Source organism: Streptomyces sp. NPDC002580, assembly GCF_042889485.1.
Classification (GTDB): domain Bacteria; phylum Actinomycetota; class Actinomycetes; order Streptomycetales; family Streptomycetaceae; genus Streptomyces.
The window spans coordinates 344560-363154 of the sequence record NZ_JBIAQZ010000010.1 but is presented as its reverse complement, the minus strand read 5'-3'; the positions used below and the strand labels follow the sequence as shown (position 1 = coordinate 363154).

The window sequence follows — 18595 nt, the reverse complement described above, 5'->3', positions numbered from 1 at the left end:
TGCCTTCTCCATTGCACTAGTGCATAATCTATTTTGTGCTAGGAGAGTATCGGATCGAAGGGCGTCGCGCAGCCGACATCGCCGCCAGCGTCGAGCGGGCGGTGGGGGCGGGGCAGCTGGAACCAGGTCATCCGCTGCCTCCCATGCGGGAGTTGGCCGAAGATCTCGGGGTCAACGCGAACACGGTCGCGGCCGCCTATCGCACGCTGCGCGAGCGCGGGGTCATCGAGACCGCCGGGCGTCGGGGCAGCCGGGTGCGCCCGAAGCCTGCCACCACCGGGCGCGAGTACCTTCGCGTCGAGGTCCCCGAGGGCGTGCGGGACCTGGCCGACGGCAATCCCGACCCCGCCCTGCTGCCCCCGCTCGCCGAGGCCTTCGCGACGGCGGCCCGGGAGTCCGACCGGCGTCCCGTGCAGTACGGCGAGGACGCGGTCGAGCCGGACCTGGCGCGGCTCGCCCGCGCCGGCCTCGACGCGGACGGGGTGCCCGCGGGGCCCGTGGTCGTCACCTCCGGATCGCTCGACGCCATCGAGAGAGTGCTGATGGTCCATCTCAAGGCCGGCGACACGGTGGCCGTGGAGGATCCCGGCTGGGGCAGCCTGCTCGACCTCGCCCCGGCGCTCGGGCTGCGTACGGTCGGTGTCGGGGTCGACGACGACGGTCCGCTTCCCGAGGACGTGCGGCGCGCGCTGGCGGCCGGGGCGCGGGCCCTGATCGTCACCGACCGGGCGCAGAACCCGACCGGCGCGGCGGTCACCGCCGAACGCGCGCGTGCCCTGCGCTCCGTGCTCGCCGAGCATCCGGAGACGCTGCTCATCGAGGACGACCACGGCCACCGGATCGTCGACCTGCCCCTGCATCCGCTCGCCGGGGTCACGCGCAGCTGGGCCTTCGTGCGCTCCGTCGCCAAGGCCTACGGGCCCGACCTGCGGCTCGCCGTGCTCACCGGCGACCCCGTCACCGTCGACCGGGTGCACGGACGGCAGCGGCTCGGCCCCGGCTGGGTGAGCCGTCTGCTGCAGAAGGCCGTGGTCCGGCTGTGGACCACCGCCGCGGTCGACGCCGGAGCCGTGGCCGGCGCGTACGGGTGGCGCCGCGACGCGCTGATCGACGCGCTGGAGGCGCGCGGTGTCGAGGCGCGGGGGCGCAGCGGCATGAACGTCTGGATTCCCGTCCCGGACGAGACCGGGGCGGTCGCCCGGCTGCTGCACTCCGGCTGGGCGGTCGCGCCCGGGGCGCGGTTCCGGATGCATTCGCGGCCGGGCGTCCGGGTCACCGTCTCGACACTGCGGCGCGAGGACATCGGGCCGCTCGCGGACGCCGTCGCGTCCGCCGTGGGGCCGGCACCCGCGCGCCGCTACGTCTGAGGCGCGGGCCCTCCCGGGGCCCGGGCGGCGGGAGCGGGGAGGTCAGCGGCGCGGTTTCGCCTGGGTGAGGGCCGCTCCCGCGAGGACGATCACCGCGCCGACCGGCGTCGACCAGGCCAGCGACTCGCCCAGGATCGCGACTCCGGCGGCGGTGGCGATGACCGGGATGAAGTACGTGACCATCTGGGCCGTCGTCGGGCCGACCTCGGCGACGATGCCGTACTGGATGAGCATGGCCAGACCGGTGCCGAGGGCTCCCAGGGCGACGATCGCGAGCAGCGGCACCACGGCGAAATGGCTCGGCAGGGTGGTGAACAGAGGCGTGACGAGAGCCAGTTGAGCGGTGGCCAGGAGCAGCTGGGCGCCGGTCATCGACAGATGTGAGCCGCCGGTTCCGGCCAGCGTCCGGCGGATGTAGATCCAGCCGACCGGATAGCTGAGCGACGCCAGCAGGGCCATCACCGTGCCCGTGGCGTCCAGACCGTGGAAGCCCTGCCAGACGCCGAGCACCGTCAGGACGCCGAGGAAACCGAGGCCGAGACCGGCGACCCTGACCCGGGTCGGCCGGTCCTCGGAGAGGGCGACCAGGGAGAGGGCCATGCCCCACAGCGGCGAGGTCGCGTTGCAGATGCCCGCGAGCGTGGAGGGGATGGTCAGCTCGGAGTAGGCGAAGAGGGAGAACGGCAGCGCGTTCAGCAGGAAGGCCGCGACCGCCAGGTGGCCCCAGGTCCGCGCCCCGCGCGGCAGCCGCTCGCGCTTCACCGCCATCGCCGCCGCGAGCACCGCCGTCCCGAACAGCAGCCGCCCGAAGGTGACCTGGAAGGGCGCGTAGCCCTCCGTGCCGACCTTGATGAGCAGAAAGCTGAAGCCCCAGATCAGCGAGAGGACGCCGAAACGGATCCGCCAGTCGAGGGCGGAGCGGCGGCGCGGTTCCACGCGGGTCGGCGCGGCGGCTCGAGGAGGGGTGACGGTGCTCATGGGGGCAACAATGAGGCAGAACAATCTCGTAGCACAAGCGAGAATATTCAACCGATATCTCGTAGCATTGCTTACATGTTGAATCTGGAGCGTCTGCGCACCCTCGACGCCCTCGCCCGGCACGGCTCGGTGAGCGGCGCGGCCGAGGGGCTGCACGTCACCACCTCGGCCGTCTCCCAGCAGCTGTCCAAGCTGGAGCGTGAGGTGGGACAGCGGCTGCTCGCGAAGAACGGCAGGGGAGTGCGCCTGACCGACGCCGGGCGGCTGCTCGCCGAGCACGCGGCGCGCATCCTGTCCCAGGTCGAGCTCGCGCAGTCCGACCTGGAGGCGCAGCGCGGTCAGGTGGCCGGCGAGCTGCGGCTGTCGGCGTTCCCGACCGCGGCGCGCGGACTGTTCCCGGTCGCGCTCGCCGACCTGCGCGCCCGGCACCCGGGGCTGCGCGTGCGCTCCAGCGAACTGGAACCGGAGGCCGGGGTCGCGGGAGTGGTGCGCGGGGACCTCGACCTCGCGGTCGTGCTCGACTGGCACAACAAGCCGATGCCGCTGCCCGAGGGCCTGGTGAAGGCGTCGATCCTCGACGACCCGGCCGACGTGGCGATGCCGGCCGGCCACCGGCTCGCGGACCGCGAGGAGGTGGACCTCGGCGACTTCGCCGACGACGAGTGGATCACCTGGGCCGAGGGCGAGTTCTGCCACGAGTGGCTGATGTTCACGCTGCGTTCCAAGGGCGTCGAACCGCGCATCGGGCACCGTGCCGCGGAGACGCACACGCAGCTCGCCCTGGTCGCCGCCGGGCTCGGCGTGTGCGTGGCCCCCCTCCTCGGGCGCCGGCCGATGCCCGAAGGGGTCGTGACGGTGCCGGTGCGACAGCGCGTCCGTCGTCATGTCTACGTCGTGTGGCGGGCCGACGCCGACCGCCGCCCCTCGATCAGGGCGGCGGTGGACGCCTTGCGCAGAGCCGGTGAGGCCGTCGAGTAGGGCGGGCCGGGCGGCCGTTCGGCTACATCGGGGGGAGCTTGCGGAAGTCCCACGAGGCGATCGCGTCCGGGGTCAGCCGCATCCAGGCGTGCCGTCCGTCGTGCGGCATCTCCTCCAGACCGAAGTTCTTCCGGGCGAACAGGGTCTCCGGGACGTCGAGTTCGGCGCACAGCTCCCCGGTGCGCGGGAACTCGCCGACGAACTCCACGGTGCCGGACAGCTCGACGCCCCGCAGCTCCCCGTACTCCTCACCGGAATCGATCACCACGGCGACCCGCGGGTCGTTCCGCAGCTGCACCCAGCGCTTGCTGCGCACCACCGAGTACAGCCACAGCGAGGTGCCGTCCCAGGCGAACCAGAGGGCACTCACGTGCGGGACTCCGTCCTTGGACACGGACGCGACGCGGCAGGTGCGCTGGGTGGTGAGGAACTCGTCCAGTTCACCGGGGGTCATCATGATCTTCCGGCCCCTGCGCTGAGTGACGGCCATGCGGTCCCTCTTCCTCTGTGTGTCGGCCCTGTCGTGCCGAGCTGTGCCGACGGCCCGCCCCGGGCCGCCCCGCGACCCGACCGGGTCGAGACCGGTCCACGGACCGGCCGGTTCCGAACCGGTCGAGTTCTTCTGACGTTCCGTCAGAAAAGCATGAGGCGTCTTCCGTCCTCACGCAATGGTCGTTACCCTCGCCCGCCCCGACCCACGACGACAAGGAGAGTCATGCCGTCGTTCGAGCAACTCGGCGCACTCCTCGACCCCGCCACCACGGTGCTGCTCACCGTGGAGTGTCAACAGGGTGTCGTGGGCCCGGACAGCGCGCTACCGGAACTCGCCGAGGAGGCCCGCTCGTCCGGGGCGCTCGCCCGGGTCGCCCGGCTGGTCGACGCCGCGCACGCGTGCGGGGTCCAGGTGATCCACGCGGTCGCCGAACGCCGTCCGGACGGTCGCGGCGCCAATCACAACGCCCGGCTGTTCCGCGCGGCCGAGCGGCTGCCCGTACGACAGCTGACCGGGACGACGGCGGTGCTGATCGCGCCGCCCGTCGAGGTCGCCGAGGAGGACATCGTCGTACGGCGCCTGCACGGTCTGTCGCCGATCACGGGCACCGACGTCGATCCGCTGCTGCGCAACCTGGGCTGCCGCACCCTCGTCGTGACCGGGGTCTCCGCCAACATCGCCGTCCCCAACGCCGTGTTCGACGCCGTGAACCGCGGCTACGCGGTCGTCGTGCCCGCGGACGCCATCGCGGGGGTGCCCGCCGAGTACACCCCCGCCATGATCAGGAACACGCTCGCCCTGGTCGCCACGATCACGACGGCCGACGACGTGCTCGCCTGCTTCGAGCGGCATCGCCGCTGACGTTCGCGCGGTCAGGCCAGCTTGATCGAGCCACCGTCGACGGTGATCTCGGCGGCGGGCAGCGGGCTCGTCGCGGGCCCCTTCTTCACGCTGCCGTCGGTGACGGAGAACTCGCTCTGGTGGCAGGGGCAGGTGATGACACCGTTCGCGATGCCCTTGACCGCGCAGCCCTGGTGGGTGCACTTGGACGAGAAGGCCTTGAAGGTGCCGGCCGTCGGCTGGGTCACCACGACGCCCTGGTCGGCGAAGACCTTGCCGCCGCCCTCCGGGATGTCGGCTGTCTTGGCGAGTTCCGTGCCGGCCGCGTTGCCCGCGGCGCCGTTGCCGGGACCCACGCTGTCGGAGGCCTTGTCGTCCGCCCCGCACGCGGTCAGCGCGACGGCGATCCCCGCCGCGCCGACGGCCGCCACGACGGTGCGCCGGGCCGGTGCCTGTGCGGGGTGAAGCGATTCGCTGGTCATGCTGGCTTTCCCTTCAGCGGACACGATGTGGATCTCCACAGAAGTACGTTCCTGTCGTGCGCGCTGTTCAGCTCATGGAGACTTCTTGACCGGATCGACAGCCTCTCCACAGCGGGGCCGCGCGATCCACGAACCGGCCGGCCGTGGCGGGGCGATGTCCCCGATCGTCAACTTCGGTGCCTGGGGCCGGGCTTCGCACCGGGCTCCGGGCAGGTGAACGTCCGGGACCGCACCGGATAGCATCACCTGCTCCTACGTTGTTCGTGATCTTGGAGGCCCCCCATGAACCGCATGCCCGACCTCCCCCTCTCCCGCCGCGGACTCATACGCACCGGCGCCGGCGCCGTGCTCGCCGCGGCCGGGCTCGGTGTCGGCGCGCAGACCGCCTCCGCCGCCGTGGCCGCCACCAAGCGGTTCGATCTCGAGAAGCCTTCGTACGACCTGTTCCGGTCCAAGGACACGCACGGTGCGCGCGTCCAGCAGAGCTTCGCCTTCGACTGGGTGAACAAGTTCCTGTTCGTGGCGACCAAGCGCACGGGCAGCACCGAACTCGACGGTGACCTGTGCATCAACAAGATGGACTTCGACGGGAACTTCATCTCGTACATGCACCTCGACGGCTTCGGCCACGGCGTCTCCTTCGCCGCGCTGCCCAGCGGGTCCGGCACCGACCTGTGGGTCGAGTGCGCCAGGGACGCCGACACCGGGTTCGGCACCGCGCTCACGCCGGTCCGTTACACCGCCGGCACCACCCTGGGCTCGCCGGCCGCCTCGGCCGCCTACCAGCCGATCTCCGGGGCCAGCGAGTACACCTGCAACGTCGACCCGGTCTACGAACGCGTGATCGTGCGCTACCGGACCACCGCCGGCAAGCGCTTCGCCGTGTACCCCCTCTCCGACTTCCAGACGCGCAACATCGCCTCGCCACTGGTCGACTTCGCGCAGCCCTCGTTCCCCGGCAAGGCGCAGGGCTACGCCCTCTACGGCTCGTACGTGTACTTCCTGACGGGTGACCACTACCCCGGCGAGGGTGAACCCGTGGGCGACGGCGACACCCTCCTCTACAGCATCGACATCAACACGGGCGTCGTGAAGCAGGGCCCGGTGCCCAGCACTGCCGGCTCCACGCTCTGGTGGCGCGAGCCCGAAGGTATGGCGGTCTACCGCACCGACGCCGGCGAGGCACGTCTCTTCCTCGGCTTCGCCACCGGCGTGGAGAAGGACCGACGCTCCAGCATCTTCTACAAGAACGTGCTGATCTGAGCCAGGTCCGCCCGGCGGCGGTTGTCCCTCGCCTCGTGCCGGATGCCGGAAGCGGGGGCACGGACCGTGAGGGCCGGGCGGCCGCGGGGAGGGGGCGTGTCGGCTGTCGGTCGAGACTCCCCGGATCTCCCCGCGGCCGCTCGTGTCCGATTCCCCGGCGCAGACATGCTTGGATTCGGTTGTGGATTGTCAGGCTGTCGAGCCGATTGGCCCCGGAAAATGCTAAGAAGCGTCACCGCGACCCGCTACATCACGCCCCTGCGTGAGGGCGGTTCGCTGCCGGGACTCGTCGAGGGCGACGACCTCGGGACGTACGTCATGAAGTTCACCGGCGCGGGGCAGGGGCGCAAGACGCTTGTCGCGGAGGTCGTCTGCGGTGAACTCGCCCGCCGGCTCGGCCTGCGGGTGCCCGGCCTGGTGACGATCGGCCTCGATCCGGTCCTGGGCCTCGGCGAACCGGACCAGGAGGTCCAGGAACTGCTGAAGTCGAGCGGCGGCACGAACCTCGGGATGGACTTCCTCACCCGCGCCATCGGTTTCGACCCGCTCGCCTTCGAGGTGAGCGCGGAGGACGCCGGACGGATCGTCTGGTTCGACGCCCTGATCAACAACGTCGACCGCTCCTGGCGCAACCCCAACCTGCTGATGTGGCACGGCGACCTGTGGCTCATCGACCACGGCGCCACGATGATCTGGCACCACCACTGGCCCGGCGCGGAGACCTCCGCCGCCAAGCCCTACGACGTCTTTGACCACGCGCTCGCCCCGTTCCGCCCGGACATCGCCTCGGCCGCCGCCGAGCTGGCCCCGCTGGTCACCGAGGAACTGCTCGCCGAGGTCACCGCCGAGATCCCCGAGGTCTGGCTGACCGACGAGCCGGGCTTCGACTCGCCGGACGCGCTGCGGCGCGCCTACGCGCGGCCGCTCCTGGCACGCGCCGCTGACATCCACGAGCGGATCACGGGCATCGACGGCATCAAGGGGCACAGGTGAGCGAGCGGGACGTCTTCGAGTACGCGCTGCTGCGCGTGGTGCCGCGCGCGGAGCGCGGCGAGTGTTTCAACGCGGGCGTGCTGGTCTACTGCCGCGCCCACTCCTTCGTCGCGGCGCGCACCCATCTGGACGAGAACAAGCTGCTCGCGCTCGATCCGGGCGCGGACGTCGAGGGCGTACGGGCGGCGCTGCGCGCGGTCGAGGGTGTCTGCGCCGGAGGAGAAGCGGCTGGTCAGGCGGCGGGCGACGACGCCGGACGACGGTTTCGCTGGCTGATCGCGCCCCGCTCGACGGTCGTCCGGCCGGGGCCCGTGCACACGGGTCTGACCGCCGATCCGGGGGCCGAGACGGACCGGTTGCTCCAGTTGCTGGTCAGGTAATGGATCACACGCGCGCGGTGTGCCGTTGACACCGGGTGCCAGGGCTTCTAGCGTCACGTCTGCCGAAGGTACTAAGCGGTCGCTCACCTGACGGGCGTACCGTAGGGGCCGCGGGTCTCCGGGACCCGGAAGACTCCGCAAGGTTGTCGAGACAGCTTGGCCGGGCTTGGGCCGGCTTTTCCAAGGGCGAGGAGAACCAGCAATGTCCACCACTGAGCAGCGTGTCGCCGTAGTCACCGGTGCCGCGCGCGGCATCGGCGCCGCGACCGCCGTACGACTGGCCGCGGAGGGCCGCGCCGTCGCGGTGATCGACCTCGACGAGGCCGCGTGCAAGGACACCGTCGAGAAGATCACCGCCGCCGGCGGCCGGGCTCTCGCGGTCGGCTGCGACGTCTCCGACGAGGCCCAGGTGGAGGCCGCCGTCGCGCGGATCGCCGAGGAGCTCGGCGCGCCGACCATCCTGGTGAACAACGCGGGTGTCCTCCGCGACAACCTGCTGTTCAAGATGACCGCGTCCGACTGGGACACCGTCATGAACGTGCACCTGCGCGGCGCCTTCCTGATGGCGAAGGCCGTCCAGAAGCACATGGTCGAGGCCAAGTTCGGCCGCATCGTCAACCTGTCCTCGTCCTCGGCGCTGGGCAACCGCGGCCAGGCGAACTACTCCACCGCCAAGGCCGGTCTCCAGGGCCTCACCAAGACGCTGGCCATCGAGCTCGGCAAGTTCGGCGTCACCGCGAACGCCGTCGCGCCCGGCTTCATCGTCACCGACATGACGGCCGCCACCGCCGCCCGTGTCGGCATGGACTTCGACGACTTCCAGGCCGCGGCCGCCACCCAGATCCCCGTGCAGCGCGTCGGCAACCCGGACGACATCGCCAACTCCATCGCCTTCTTCACGGGCGAGGCCGCGGGATTCGTCTCGGGCCAGGTGCTGTACGTGGCCGGCGGACCGCTCAACTAAGGCCGGGAGGCACGGACATGACCACTCTTCCCGAACTCTCGGGCAAGGTCGCGCTCATCACGGGCGGAAGCCGCGGCATCGGCTACGGCGTCGCGGAGGCCCTGGTCGCCCGCGGCGACCGGGTCTGCATCACCGGCCGCAACGAGGACGCCCTCAAGGAGGCCGTCGAGGCACTCGGTGCCGACCGGGTCATCGGAGTGGCCGGCAAGGCCCACGACGAGGCCCACCAGGCCGTCGCCGTGGAGCGCACCATGGAGGCCTTCGGGCGCGTCGACTTCCTGGTCAACAACGCCGGTACGAACCCGGTGTTCGGGCCGATCGCCGAGCTGGACCTCAACGTGGCGCGCAAGGTCTTCGAGACCAACGTCGTCTCCGCGCTCGGCTTCGCCCAGCAGACCTGGAAGGCCTGGCAGGGCGAGAACGGCGGCGCGATCGTCAACATCGCCTCCGTCGCCGGCCTCGCGCCCTCGCCGTTCATCGGCGCCTACGGCATCAGCAAGGCCGCGATGATCAACCTGACGGTCCAGCTGGCGCACGAGTTCGCGCCCAAGGTGCGGGTCAACGCGATCGCGCCCGCCGTGGTGAAGACGAAGTTCGCGGCCGCGCTGTACGAGGGCCGCGAGGCGGAGGCCGCCGCGGCCTACCCGCTCGGCCGGCTCGGCGTGCCCTCCGACATCGGCGGAGCCGCCGCGTTCCTCACCTCGCAGCAGTCGGACTGGGTCACCGGTCAGACGCTCGTGGTCGACGGCGGGATGTTCCTCAACGCCGGAGTCGAGTGACGTACGTGCCGGTCAGGAGCCTTTCGCACCAAGAGACTTGGGCCCGCGCGAGGGCGACTGACCGGCACACCGCGGGAGTCGGGAAAGCCGACGCCCGCGTGGGGCGACCGGCGGTCCGCGTCCGGATCACCGGCGGATCCACCGAACGCTGACAACGTAGTCACACATATGCTGATCAAGTGCCCTGCCGGGAACACGGTTCCCCCGGCGGGGCACTGCGGTATGGTCTGCCGACCCTTGGTACGGCAGATCGAGGAGCGTGCGCGTGTTCAACCGGAACCGATGCCTGCGACGACTGGCGGCGATCACGTCCATAGCCCTGGTGGCCGGGTGCGGTGTGCTGTCCCCCGGATCCTCCGACGACGAGGGACCGATCGTGGTGGGCACCACCAGTGCCCCCAGCACGCTGGACCCGGCCGCCTCCTGGGACGGCTCGTGGGAGTTGTTCCGCAACATCTACCAGACGCTGCTGGGCTATCCCAACGGTTCGGTCACCCCGAAGCCCGACGCCGCCGAGCGCTGCGCGTTCACCGACCGAACCAGTCGCACGTACCGCTGTGAACTGCGTCCCGGCCTGAAGTTCTCCAACGGGGACACGCTCGACGCCCGGGCCGTCAAGCACTCCATCGACCGGATCAGGACCATCGGCGTACGCGGGGGTCCCTCCGGACTGCTCGGCAGTCTCGACCGGGTCCAGGTACTGGGCGAACGCGAGATCGTGTTCCACCTCAACAAGGCGGACGCCACCTTCCCCTTCGTCCTCGCGACGCCGGCCATGTCGATCGTCGACCCCGACGACTACCCCGCCGACGCCTTGCGCAAGGGCGACGAGATCGTCGGCTCGGGGCCCTACGACCTGCGGTCCTACACGGAGGGGGAGCGGGCCGAACTCGTCAGGAACGACCGCTACGACGGCATCGCCCGGCGGAAGAACGACGCGGTCACCATCCGCTACTTCAAGGACTCGGCCCAGATGGTCGAGTCGCTGAAGGCCGGGAAGACGGACGCCACCTACCGCGGCCTCGCGGCCTCGGACATCGTCTCCCTCGAGGAGCAGGGGTCCGAGGGGGGCATCCAGCTCATCGACGGCACGGGCACCGAGATCAGGTACCTGGTCTTCAACCCGAAGGACCCGTGGGCCGGGAAGCGCGCGGTCCGCCGGGCGATCGCCCAGGTCGTCGACCGGCCGGCCATCGTGCACAAGGTCTACCGGGACACCGTCGACCCGCTCTACTCGATGGTCCCCGCGGGTCTGATCGGGCACACCACCGGCTACTTCGACGCCTTCGGCAGGCCCAGCACGTCCAAGGCCCGCAAGATCCTGCTGGACGCGGGCATCGACGAGCGCGTTCCGCTGACCCTCTGGTACACGACGGACCGCTACGGTTCCGAGACCGCTCCGGAGTTCCGCGAACTCAAGAGCCAGCTCGAGGGCTCCGGCCTGTTCACCGTCACGCTCAAGAGCCGCCCCTGGAAGACGTACGAAGCGGGATACCGGGCGGGCGAGTACCCGGTGTTCGGCCGCGGCTGGTTCCCCGACTTCCCGGACGCCGAGAACTTCATCGCGCCCTTCGTCGGCCAGGAGAACGCCCTCGGCACGCCCTACCGGGAGCCGCGCATCACCGACGACCTGCTGCCCAAGTCGCGCGGGATCAGCAATCGCACGGCGGTGGTCAAGGAGTTCAAGGAGGCCCAGCGGATCCTCGTCGACGACGCCCGGCTGCTGCCCCTGTGGCAGGGCAGGCAGTACGTGGCCGCGAACGAGGAGATCTCGGGGGCGGAGCGGGCGCTGGACCCGTCGACGATCATGACGATGTGGGAGCTCGACCGCAAGACCAGCTGGTAGCGGACCCGGCGGCCGGTCGCCGAACAGGCGGACGACCGGCGGCGCGGGGACCGGGAAGCGATTGTCAGTGGGCGGCGGTAGGTTCTGCTTCTGGAAGTCACCGCACATCGAAGGAAGTTGACGTGACCGATATCGCCATGCTGCCCGAGTCCTGGCGCGGCGTCCTGGGCGAGGAGCTCCAGCAGCCCTACTTCAAGGAACTCACCGAGTTCGTCGAGGAGGAGCGCGCGAAGGGTCCCGTCTACCCGCCGCGGGAGGAGGTCTTCGCCGCGCTCGACGCCACGCCGTACGAGCGGGTCAAGGTGCTCGTCCTCGGTCAGGACCCGTACCACGGCGAGGGCCAGGGGCACGGCCTGTGCTTCTCGGTCCGGCCCGGTGTGAAGACCCCGCCGTCGCTGCGGAACATCTACAAGGAGATGAAGGAGGAGCTCGGCACCCCCATCCCGGACAACGGCTATCTGATGCCGTGGGCCGAGCAGGGCGTGCTGCTGCTCAACGCGGTGCTGACGGTCCGCTCCGGCGAGGCGAACTCGCACAAGGGCAAGGGCTGGGAGAAGTTCACGGACGCGGTCATCCGCGCCGTGGCCGACCGCCCCGACCCGGCGGTGTTCGTCCTGTGGGGCAACTACGCGCAGAAGAAGCTCCCGCTGATCGACGAGGAGCGGCACGTGGTCGTGAAGGGGGCACACCCCTCACCGCTGTCCGCGAAGAAGTTCTTCGGCTCGCGTCCGTTCACGCAGATCGACGCGGCGGTGGCCGCGCAGGGGCACGAGCCCATCGACTGGCGCATCCCGGACCTGGGCTGAGCACCGCGCCGGTGGGCCGGGCGGTCACCTGCCCGGCCCACCGGCGTACGGGGGCGTCGGTGGCCCCGGCCGCCGGGGCCACCTGCCCGAACGGCTCGGGGGAGTACGTGCCGGACCGCGCGTCTGCGGCATGATCGGCCGGACAGGTCCTAGCGTCTTGGGGGACAGTACGAGCCTGGAGGACGCGGTGGCGGAACAACAGGAGCAGGCGGCGCCGGACGCCATGATGACCCGGATCGGACAGGCCGTCATGCTGCACCACGCCGGTGACCGCGAAGAGGCCCGGGGCCGCTTCCTGGCGCTGTGGGAGGAGATCGGCGAGGGCGGCGACGCGCTGCACCGCTGCACGCTGGCGCACTACATGGCCGACACCCAGGACGATCCGGCGGACGAACTCGCCTGGGACCTGCGAGCCCTGTCCGCGGCCGAGGAACTCACCGACAGCACGTCCGCCGAACACCACCGGTCCCTCGCCGTACGCGTGTTCTACCCCTCGCTGCACCTGAACCTCGCCGCCGACTACGTGAAGCTCGGCCGCTCGGAGGCGGCCGGCACACATCTGCGCCGGGCCCGCGGGGCGATCGGCGCCCTGGGGGAGGACACCTACGGGGACGGCGTCCGCGCCGCCATCGGCCGCCTGGAACTCAGGCTCAAGGACTCCGGGGGCCCGGCTGCCACCGGCGGGCCGGACCGCTTCGACCGTCCCGGCGGTGAGAGGCTCGGGCCACCCAGACAGCGGCCCTGAACCCCGTTCGGCCCGGCGCACCGCCTCGAGTCCCGCCCTCCGCCTCCGCGCCCGGTTCCCGGGGTGGCGCACCGCCCCCGGCCCCGCAGGGCGGTCAGTGGCCGTACGTCCTGGTGCAGATCACCGCCTCCGGGCTGTTCGCGCTCCATCCACCGTATTTTCTGCCGAGGCCGCACACGTCCGGCCCCTTCGGCAGGTCGGACGTGCCGGACGGGGCGGCGGCGCGGGGTTTGCGGTGCCGTGGCTCGGGAGGTGCGGCCGGGCGGTCGCGCCGCGGGGGTGCCGCGGGTGCCGCCGCCCGCGGGACCTGGAGCGCGGGAGCGGTCGGACGCCGGGGCGGGGCGGCCGACGAGGGCCGCCCCGAAGGACCGCTGCGTCCCAGGGCCTCCCGCGCCGGTGCCTGCGCGATCTGGGGCTCCGCCCGCCCGTGGTGAGGGGGAGCGGCGGACCCGGACGGGGCGGAGGGCGAGCCGGGGGCGGTCGGCCGGTGGACGGTCATGCAGCCGGAGAGGGCGGAGACCGCCACGGTGACCAGCAGGGTCGCGGTCGTCGTCGTTCGATACACCCACGCAACTCTGCTGGTTCCGGGCCGCCTCGGGGGGCGGAGTGGCACAGGATGCCCCGCACGGGTGATCCTTCGGGTCCTCCGGCGGGGCACGGGCGGTCCGTGTGCCGGCCCGTCGCCGGGAGGCGCGGTTCGACCCGAGGGGGACCGGCACCGGGACGCCGCACGGCCGCCGTCACCCGAACGGTCTCCGGAGGGCCCGGAACGGCACGGCGGACGACCGCGTCGGCGGTGCCCCGCGCGACCTCGGTGGTCACGCCCGGTCCGGGCCCACGAATTTCGCGCGGAGGTTCGGCGGCATCGCCGGCCGGTGGCCGTGGTGGCGGCCGTATGCTTCCGACGGAACCCGCGTCGGCAACCGAAGGAGATCTCCGTGAAGGTCGGCTGCATCGGACTCGGCGACATCGCGCAGAAGGCGTACCTGCCGGTGCTGGGCGTGCAGCCCGGGATCGAGCTGCATCTGCAGACGCGGACGCCGGCCACGCTCGACCGGGTCGCCGACACGCTCCGGCTGCCGCCGGCACAGCGCCACACCGGCCTGGACGACCTGCTCGCACAGGACCTCGACGCGGCGTTCGTGCACGCCCCCACGGTCGCCCACCCCGAGATCGTCACCCGCCTGCTGGAAGCGGGCGTACCGACGTACGTCGACAAGCCGCTCGCGTACGAACTGGCCGAATCGGAAAGGCTGGTGCGGCTCGCCGAGGAGCGGAACATCAGTCTCGCGGTCGGCTTCAACCGGCGGTACGCACCCGGATACGCCCAATGCGTCGAGCACCCGCGCGAGCTGATCCTGATGCAGAAGAACCGCACGGGCCTGCCCGAGAAGCCCCGCACGATGGTCCTCGACGACTTCATCCACGTCGTCGACACCCTGCGCTTCCTGGTGCCGGGTCCCGTCGACGACGTGACGGTCCGGGCGCGCGCCGAGGACGGGCTGCTGCACCACGTCGTCCTCCAGCTCGCCGGGGACGGGTTCACGGCACTCGGCGTGATGAACCGGCTCAGCGGATCGAGCGAGGAGATCCTCGAGGTCTCGGGCCAGGACACCAAGCGACAGGTGGTCAACCTCGCCGAGGTCATCGACCACAAGGGGCAGCCGACCGTGCGACGCCGCGGGGACTGGGTTCCGGTGGCCCGGCAGCGCGGCATCGAGCAGGCGGTCCTGGTGTTCCTCGACGCCGTGCGCGCGGGAAAGGTGCTCAGCGCCCGGGACGCGCTGGCGACTCATGAGCTGTGCGAGCGGGTGGTACGAGCGGTTCAGGAGAGGTCCGCCGCAGCCTGAGCGTGCGCGCCCCCTCCGTCACGCAGAGCGCGGCCAGCACGAGCAGAGCGGCGTGCACCGGCCAGTCGCCGAACCGGACGTACGGGGTGACCCCCCGGGCCACCGGCACCTCGTACAGCACCGTCCCGCTCGCGTCGGTGCCGAGCCAGGAACCGACGCGCTCACCGCTCGGACCGTAGACGGCCGAGACGCCGGTGAGCGTCGCGTGCACCATGGAGCGGCCGGTCTCGGCGGCGCGCAGCGCGGCGAGCGACGCGTGCTGCTCCGGTGCCCAGCTGTGCTGGAAGCTCGACGTGGAGGACTGCACGACGAGCACCTCGGCGCCGTCCTGGGCGAGGTGGCGGCTCATGTCGGGGAACGCCGACTCGAAGCAGACCATCGGGCCGACCCGCAGCCCCTGCCCGACGTTCATCACCACCTGTTCGGTGCCCCGCATCCGGTCCTCGCCGGCCGCCTTGCCCACGGAGGTGGCCCAGCCGAGCAGGGCGCGCGCGGGCACGTACTCGCCGAACGGGACCAGCCGCCTCTTGTCGTAGCGGTCCCCGGTCGTGCCCTGCGGCCCCACCAGGACCGAGCTCTTGTAGATGCCGGGCCGGTCGGACCGGCGCGCGTCGACGTTCACGAGGATGTCGGCGCCGACCTCACGGGACAGTGCCGCGACCCGGCGCGCCAGGTCGGGCCGTTCGGCCAGGTCGGATCCGACGCTGCTCTCGCCCCAGACGACCAGGTCGGCACCCTGTCCCGCGAGTTGCCGGGTGAGCGCCTCCTCGCGCGCGAACCGCCTGTCGCCGCTGGCGCCGCCGTCCACGATCCCGGGCTGCACGACCGCGATCCGCACCCGGCCGTCGACGTCCGGACGCGGCGACCAGATCCAGGCCGCCGAGGTCGCGGCGGCCGTCGCGAGCAGTCCGGCCAGGGCGGGCCTGCGGGACTCGCGCACCGCGACCAGCACGGCGGCCGCGACGTTGACGGACACCACCAGGAAGCTGATCAGCCACACCCCGCCCACGGAGGCCAGCCGCAGGGCGGGCGCCACGTCCCACTGGCTCGATCCGAGCAGACCCCAGGGGCCGCCGAGGCCCTGCCAGGACCGGGCGAGCTCCACCACGAGCCACCCCGACGGCAGGACGAGCAGGGCGGCGCAGACCTGGCCAGGTGACGGCACCCCGGCCAGGAACCGCCGGACCAGCCAGCCCCACGGCGCCCACAGCGTGCCGAGCAGCGCGGCTATGACCACGGTGAAGACGTGCAGGCTCGGCAGCAGCCAGTGGTGCACGGCGAGGATGTAACCGAGGCCGCCGAGCCAGCCGTCGTACGCGGCGCGCCTGCCCGTCGGGGCCGAGCGGATCAGCAGGATCCAGGGGACGATCGCGACGTACGCGAACCACCACCAGGACGGAGCGGGGAAGGCCAGCATGGGCAGCGCGCCCGCCAGCGCGGCGACGACACCGCGCCGCCAGGGGGAGACCAGCCATCGTCCGAACCCACGGTCGGACCCTTTCATCCTCCGCCTCCCTCCCCGGTGGTCCCTCCAGTGTGCGCGTCGCCGACGATCTCCGACAGGGGGCGTGGAGACCGGGAGGGGGCGCGTCGCGGGGCAGGCGCCCCGGGAGGCGGGGCGGGCGGCCACGTGGTGAGGGACCGGAGGGGCTCAGGTGGTCGCGGGCGCGTGCCGGGGTCGCGGCATCCGGCGCCACTTCTCCTGGACGGTCACCCGGCGCAGCCGCCAGCCCTCGCCCGTGCGGACCAGGTCGAAGGCGTAGCGTCCGCCGCACACGAAGTCGGGCGCGGTGGACTCGCCGTCCTGTCCCGCGAACCTCATCGGATTGATGTAGTCGGCGCGCACCTCGGCGGTGTCCCCGGCGTCCTGGTCCAGGACGCCGAACCGCACCCGCCGGTTGACGATCAGGTGCTGACGCATCGCGAAGAGCTCCATGCTCTCCGAGAGCCACCCGGTGACCTCGGTCGCGTCGCCCTCGATGCCCCCGGCCGAGCGGTAGTCGGCGCGTCCGTCCGACGTGAACAGCCCCCGGTACGCCTCCCAGTCGCCGTCGTCCACCGCCACCGCGTAGGCGGTGACGATCTCGTCCACGGCGAACCGGTCCAGCACGGTCGCGAGCTCCACACGCTGAGTCATCGGCTCAGTGTTGGCCACGGGGCCTGCCACGCCAAGGGCTGTGCGGGGATATTCGACGACCGGGCGGAAGTTCATCCGCAGGCACGGTCCGAGCCGGCGCCGGTACCGGCTCGTGCACCCACCGGGCCGGTGAATCGTGCTCTTCCCGGCGTGGGTAACGTGCCCTGGCATGCGCCGAACAATTCTCGTACCGCTGCTGGCGGTGGCCCTGACCGGGTGTTCGCTTCTCGGCCCGGATACGCCGTGCACCCGGGCGGACGCGGACTCGGAGGTCGCCCTCCTGTGGCGGCCCGCCGACTTCGGCGGCCTCGACGCGGCGAGGATACGGCTGTGCGTGGACGGCACCTGCAAGACGCGGTCGTCGGGTGGTCCCGACGACCCGTTCCTCCGGATGGGGATCCGCCTCTCCGACGACGTCGGTGCGTCCACCCTGCCGGTACGGCTCACCGTGACGTCCGTGAAGAGCGGTGACACCGTCGTCGAGGACAGCGCCCGGGCCAGGCTGACGGAACAGCACCCCAACGGCGCGGCCTGCCCGCCCACCGTCCGGACGGCGACGTTCCGGGCCCACCCCGACAAGGGCCTCACCTCGCCCAAGGGCATGAAGCTCCAGGGATGAGCCGTCCCCCGTGGACGTCCGTTCCCCGACACCGTCGGAGGGCCGGGTCCCCCCGGTCGGCCCGCGGCGCTCCCCTCGGAGTCCAGCCCCGCCCCCGGGCGTTGGACGTCCTCGGTCCGCGGCGCGAACGGCCTCACGCCGCCTCGGTGATCTCCCCGCGGATCGCCTCGGCCCACTTCACGACCAACAGTTCGTACTCCGCGCGTTCCTGTGACGACAGGGAGCCGCCCGCCCGTGTCCACAGGGAGCGGATCTGTTCGTTCAACGCGGCGGCAGAGCGCACGGAACCAGACGAAGCGAGATCGGGGGACATGCGCCTCAGCCTAGGGGCAAGGACTGACACTGCGCTACCGGGCGACTACGCAAGTCGTATGTGCTTCGTCACGGCTCGGGAGACCGGCCCCTCGCCGTACCGCTGAACTCCCGTTCCTGGGGCCTCGGCCGCCCGCTCCGGACCTTGTCCCGACAGGGGTGGCGGGTCCTGTCGCCGCCCGCCCCAGGGGGAAACGCCATGGCCGGACCGGTCTGTGCGTTCTGCGACATCGTGGCCGGGCGGGCGCCCGCCGAGCGGGTGGTCGAGCGGGACCACTGGCCGGACGCCGTCGCCCTCGTCCACGACATCCCGTCGGAGTCGCTCGCGGGCGTCGCGGGCGTCGCAGGCCCGCTCCGCGACATGACGGCGGCGGCCGGATCGGGGAGGACCCGGCTCGCGAGCGGGTGGGCAGGCAGCCGACAGGCCCCGTCCGGAGGGGTCCGGGGACTGTCGCGGGCTCAGCCGTTCGGCCTGGCCGCCTCGGACCGCTCCGCCCAGACCCGTGCCGCGAGCGCGTCCGCCTCGTGCTGGGGAATCCCCGCCTTCACGAGGATGATCCCGCGGCTGCCGTCCGGGAACTTCACACTCCGCGCTTCCGTGCCCAACCGGCCCGGCGTCGCTTCCTTCGGCATGTTCCACCTTCATTCGGGGAGCCCACGGTAAACGCCCCCGCCGCGGTCGGCAGGGGCGTTCGGCCAGACGGCCTACAGCTCTGTGAGCTGGTACGTCTTCGGTGGTGTGCCGAGCGCCACCTTGATCGAC

General features: G+C 71.8%; 21 protein-coding genes. 14 read left to right on the top strand and 7 right to left on the bottom strand.

What is annotated here, in order from left to right; genetic code table 11:
* Positions 1-35: 35 nt before the first annotated feature.
* Positions 36-1367: an aminotransferase class I/II-fold pyridoxal phosphate-dependent enzyme gene (locus ACFYW7_RS29735; RefSeq protein WP_389507904.1), complete on the top strand. Its 1332-nt coding sequence runs from the start codon at positions 36-38 to the stop codon at positions 1365-1367.
* A gap of 42 nt (positions 1368-1409) precedes the next feature.
* Here ACFYW7_RS29735 and ACFYW7_RS29730 read toward each other — a convergent pair whose 3' ends face one another.
* Positions 1410-2345 carry a DMT family transporter gene (locus ACFYW7_RS29730; RefSeq protein WP_389507902.1) on the bottom strand — a complete coding sequence of 312 codons (936 nt, stop codon included), beginning with the start codon at positions 2343-2345 and terminating at the stop codon, positions 1410-1412.
* Positions 2346-2420: 75 nt separating this feature from the next.
* Here ACFYW7_RS29730 and ACFYW7_RS29725 point away from each other — a divergent pair, with 75 nt between their 5' ends.
* The gene (locus tag ACFYW7_RS29725; RefSeq protein ID WP_389507900.1) at positions 2421-3323 is read left to right on the top strand and encodes a LysR family transcriptional regulator; all 903 of its coding nucleotides are present in this window, start codon (positions 2421-2423) and stop codon (positions 3321-3323) included.
* Positions 3324-3345: 22 nt separating this feature from the next.
* Here ACFYW7_RS29725 and ACFYW7_RS29720 read toward each other — a convergent pair whose 3' ends face one another.
* Positions 3346-3813 carry a pyridoxamine 5'-phosphate oxidase family protein gene (locus tag ACFYW7_RS29720; RefSeq protein WP_389507898.1) on the bottom strand — a complete coding sequence of 156 codons (468 nt, stop codon included), beginning with the start codon at positions 3811-3813 and terminating at the stop codon, positions 3346-3348.
* A 225-nt stretch (positions 3814-4038) separates the two neighbouring features.
* Between ACFYW7_RS29720 and ACFYW7_RS29715 the strand changes: the two genes are divergently transcribed.
* Positions 4039-4677, top strand: coding sequence for a cysteine hydrolase (locus ACFYW7_RS29715; RefSeq protein ID WP_389507896.1), 639 nt, complete (start codon positions 4039-4041; stop codon positions 4675-4677).
* Between the two features lie 11 nt (positions 4678-4688).
* On the opposite strand, the gene ACFYW7_RS29710 is transcribed toward ACFYW7_RS29715, so the two are convergent.
* Complete coding sequence (locus tag ACFYW7_RS29710; protein ID WP_389507894.1) at positions 4689-5138, bottom strand: Rieske (2Fe-2S) protein; 450 nt, start codon at positions 5136-5138, stop codon at positions 4689-4691.
* Positions 5139-5420: 282 nt separating this feature from the next.
* On the opposite strand from ACFYW7_RS29710, the gene ACFYW7_RS29705 reads away from it, so the two are divergent.
* The 8 genes from ACFYW7_RS29705 to ACFYW7_RS29670 all read left to right on the top strand — a co-directional run bounded on the left by ACFYW7_RS29705 (position 5421) and on the right by ACFYW7_RS29670 (position 12914).
* Positions 5421-6401: a teichoic acid biosynthesis protein C gene (locus tag ACFYW7_RS29705; protein ID WP_389507892.1), complete on the top strand. Its 981-nt coding sequence runs from the start codon at positions 5421-5423 to the stop codon at positions 6399-6401.
* A gap of 219 nt (positions 6402-6620) precedes the next feature.
* Positions 6621-7394: a HipA family kinase gene (locus tag ACFYW7_RS29700; RefSeq protein ID WP_389507890.1), complete on the top strand. Its 774-nt coding sequence runs from the start codon at positions 6621-6623 to the stop codon at positions 7392-7394.
* Entirely contained in the window at positions 7391-7774 is a 384-nt protein-coding gene (locus tag ACFYW7_RS29695; RefSeq protein WP_389507888.1) for a DUF3037 domain-containing protein, read from the top strand. The genes ACFYW7_RS29700 and ACFYW7_RS29695 overlap by 4 nt, the downstream gene beginning before the upstream one ends.
* A gap of 202 nt (positions 7775-7976) precedes the next feature.
* The gene (gene fabG, locus ACFYW7_RS29690; RefSeq protein ID WP_389507886.1) at positions 7977-8738 is read left to right on the top strand and encodes a 3-oxoacyl-ACP reductase FabG; all 762 of its coding nucleotides are present in this window, start codon (positions 7977-7979) and stop codon (positions 8736-8738) included.
* Between the two features lie 17 nt (positions 8739-8755).
* The gene (locus ACFYW7_RS29685; protein WP_389507884.1) at positions 8756-9517 is read left to right on the top strand and encodes an SDR family oxidoreductase; all 762 of its coding nucleotides are present in this window, start codon (positions 8756-8758) and stop codon (positions 9515-9517) included.
* Between the two features lie 265 nt (positions 9518-9782).
* The gene (locus tag ACFYW7_RS29680; RefSeq protein WP_389507882.1) at positions 9783-11363 is read left to right on the top strand and encodes an ABC transporter substrate-binding protein; all 1581 of its coding nucleotides are present in this window, start codon (positions 9783-9785) and stop codon (positions 11361-11363) included.
* Between the two features lie 122 nt (positions 11364-11485).
* The gene (gene ung, locus ACFYW7_RS29675) at positions 11486-12169 is read left to right on the top strand and encodes a uracil-DNA glycosylase (RefSeq protein WP_389507880.1); all 684 of its coding nucleotides are present in this window, start codon (positions 11486-11488) and stop codon (positions 12167-12169) included.
* 187 nt (positions 12170-12356) lie between these two features.
* On the top strand, positions 12357-12914 hold the full coding sequence (locus tag ACFYW7_RS29670) for a hypothetical protein (RefSeq protein ID WP_389507996.1): 558 nt from the start codon (positions 12357-12359) through the stop codon (positions 12912-12914).
* A 94-nt stretch (positions 12915-13008) separates the two neighbouring features.
* On the opposite strand, the gene ACFYW7_RS29665 is transcribed toward ACFYW7_RS29670, so the two are convergent.
* Positions 13009-13479 (bottom strand): hypothetical protein, encoded by a 471-nt coding sequence (locus ACFYW7_RS29665; RefSeq protein WP_389507878.1) that lies wholly within the window; start codon positions 13477-13479, stop codon positions 13009-13011.
* 373 nt (positions 13480-13852) lie between these two features.
* On the opposite strand from ACFYW7_RS29665, the gene ACFYW7_RS29660 reads away from it, so the two are divergent.
* A complete protein-coding gene (locus tag ACFYW7_RS29660; RefSeq protein WP_389507876.1) occupies positions 13853-14764 on the top strand; it encodes a Gfo/Idh/MocA family protein in 912 nt (303 codons plus the stop codon).
* Here the strand turns inward: ACFYW7_RS29660 and lnt are convergent.
* Together lnt and ACFYW7_RS29650 are read right to left on the bottom strand one after the other, a co-directional pair.
* Positions 14682-16268, bottom strand: coding sequence for an apolipoprotein N-acyltransferase (lnt, locus tag ACFYW7_RS29655; protein ID WP_389507873.1), 1587 nt, complete (start codon positions 16266-16268; stop codon positions 14682-14684). The genes ACFYW7_RS29660 and lnt overlap by 83 nt on opposite strands.
* 147 nt (positions 16269-16415) lie before the next feature.
* Complete coding sequence (locus ACFYW7_RS29650; protein ID WP_389507871.1) at positions 16416-16901, bottom strand: nuclear transport factor 2 family protein; 486 nt, start codon at positions 16899-16901, stop codon at positions 16416-16418.
* A 169-nt stretch (positions 16902-17070) separates the two neighbouring features.
* On the opposite strand from ACFYW7_RS29650, the gene ACFYW7_RS29645 reads away from it, so the two are divergent.
* Complete coding sequence (locus ACFYW7_RS29645) at positions 17071-17520, top strand: hypothetical protein (protein ID WP_389507869.1); 450 nt, start codon at positions 17071-17073, stop codon at positions 17518-17520.
* Positions 17521-17653: 133 nt separating this feature from the next.
* On the opposite strand, the gene ACFYW7_RS29640 is transcribed toward ACFYW7_RS29645, so the two are convergent.
* Positions 17654-17833, bottom strand: coding sequence for a hypothetical protein (locus ACFYW7_RS29640; RefSeq protein WP_389507867.1), 180 nt, complete (start codon positions 17831-17833; stop codon positions 17654-17656).
* 198 nt (positions 17834-18031) lie between these two features.
* On the opposite strand from ACFYW7_RS29640, the gene ACFYW7_RS29635 reads away from it, so the two are divergent.
* Positions 18032-18496: a hypothetical protein gene (locus tag ACFYW7_RS29635; protein WP_389507865.1), complete on the top strand. Its 465-nt coding sequence runs from the start codon at positions 18032-18034 to the stop codon at positions 18494-18496.
* Positions 18497-18595: the final 99 nt, after the last annotated feature.

Excerpts from the sequence above, each read along its gene's own strand:
- ACFYW7_RS29700 (WP_389507890.1), top strand. The coding sequence starts at position 6,621 with ATGCTAAGAAGCGTCACCGCGACCCGCTACATCACGCCCCTGCGTGAG.
- ACFYW7_RS29645 (WP_389507869.1), top strand. The coding sequence starts at position 17,071 with ATGCGCCGAACAATTCTCGTACCGCTGCTGGCGGTGGCCCTGACCGGG.
- ACFYW7_RS29725 (WP_389507900.1), top strand. The coding sequence starts at position 2,421 with ATGTTGAATCTGGAGCGTCTGCGCACCCTCGACGCCCTCGCCCGGCAC.
- ACFYW7_RS29635 (WP_389507865.1), top strand. The coding sequence starts at position 18,032 with ATGGCCGGACCGGTCTGTGCGTTCTGCGACATCGTGGCCGGGCGGGCG.
- ACFYW7_RS29730 (WP_389507902.1), bottom strand. The coding sequence starts at position 2,345 with ATGAGCACCGTCACCCCTCCTCGAGCCGCCGCGCCGACCCGCGTGGAA.
- ACFYW7_RS29640 (WP_389507867.1), bottom strand. The coding sequence starts at position 17,833 with ATGTCCCCCGATCTCGCTTCGTCTGGTTCCGTGCGCTCTGCCGCCGCG.
- ACFYW7_RS29715 (WP_389507896.1), top strand. The coding sequence starts at position 4,039 with ATGCCGTCGTTCGAGCAACTCGGCGCACTCCTCGACCCCGCCACCACG.
- ACFYW7_RS29650 (WP_389507871.1), bottom strand. The coding sequence starts at position 16,901 with ATGACTCAGCGTGTGGAGCTCGCGACCGTGCTGGACCGGTTCGCCGTG.
- ACFYW7_RS29720 (WP_389507898.1), bottom strand. The coding sequence starts at position 3,813 with ATGGCCGTCACTCAGCGCAGGGGCCGGAAGATCATGATGACCCCCGGT.
- ACFYW7_RS29705 (WP_389507892.1), top strand. The coding sequence starts at position 5,421 with ATGAACCGCATGCCCGACCTCCCCCTCTCCCGCCGCGGACTCATACGC.
- ACFYW7_RS29710 (WP_389507894.1), bottom strand. The coding sequence starts at position 5,138 with ATGACCAGCGAATCGCTTCACCCCGCACAGGCACCGGCCCGGCGCACC.
- ACFYW7_RS29685 (WP_389507884.1), top strand. The coding sequence starts at position 8,756 with ATGACCACTCTTCCCGAACTCTCGGGCAAGGTCGCGCTCATCACGGGC.
- lnt (WP_389507873.1), bottom strand. The coding sequence starts at position 16,268 with ATGAAAGGGTCCGACCGTGGGTTCGGACGATGGCTGGTCTCCCCCTGG.
- fabG (WP_389507886.1), top strand. The coding sequence starts at position 7,977 with ATGTCCACCACTGAGCAGCGTGTCGCCGTAGTCACCGGTGCCGCGCGC.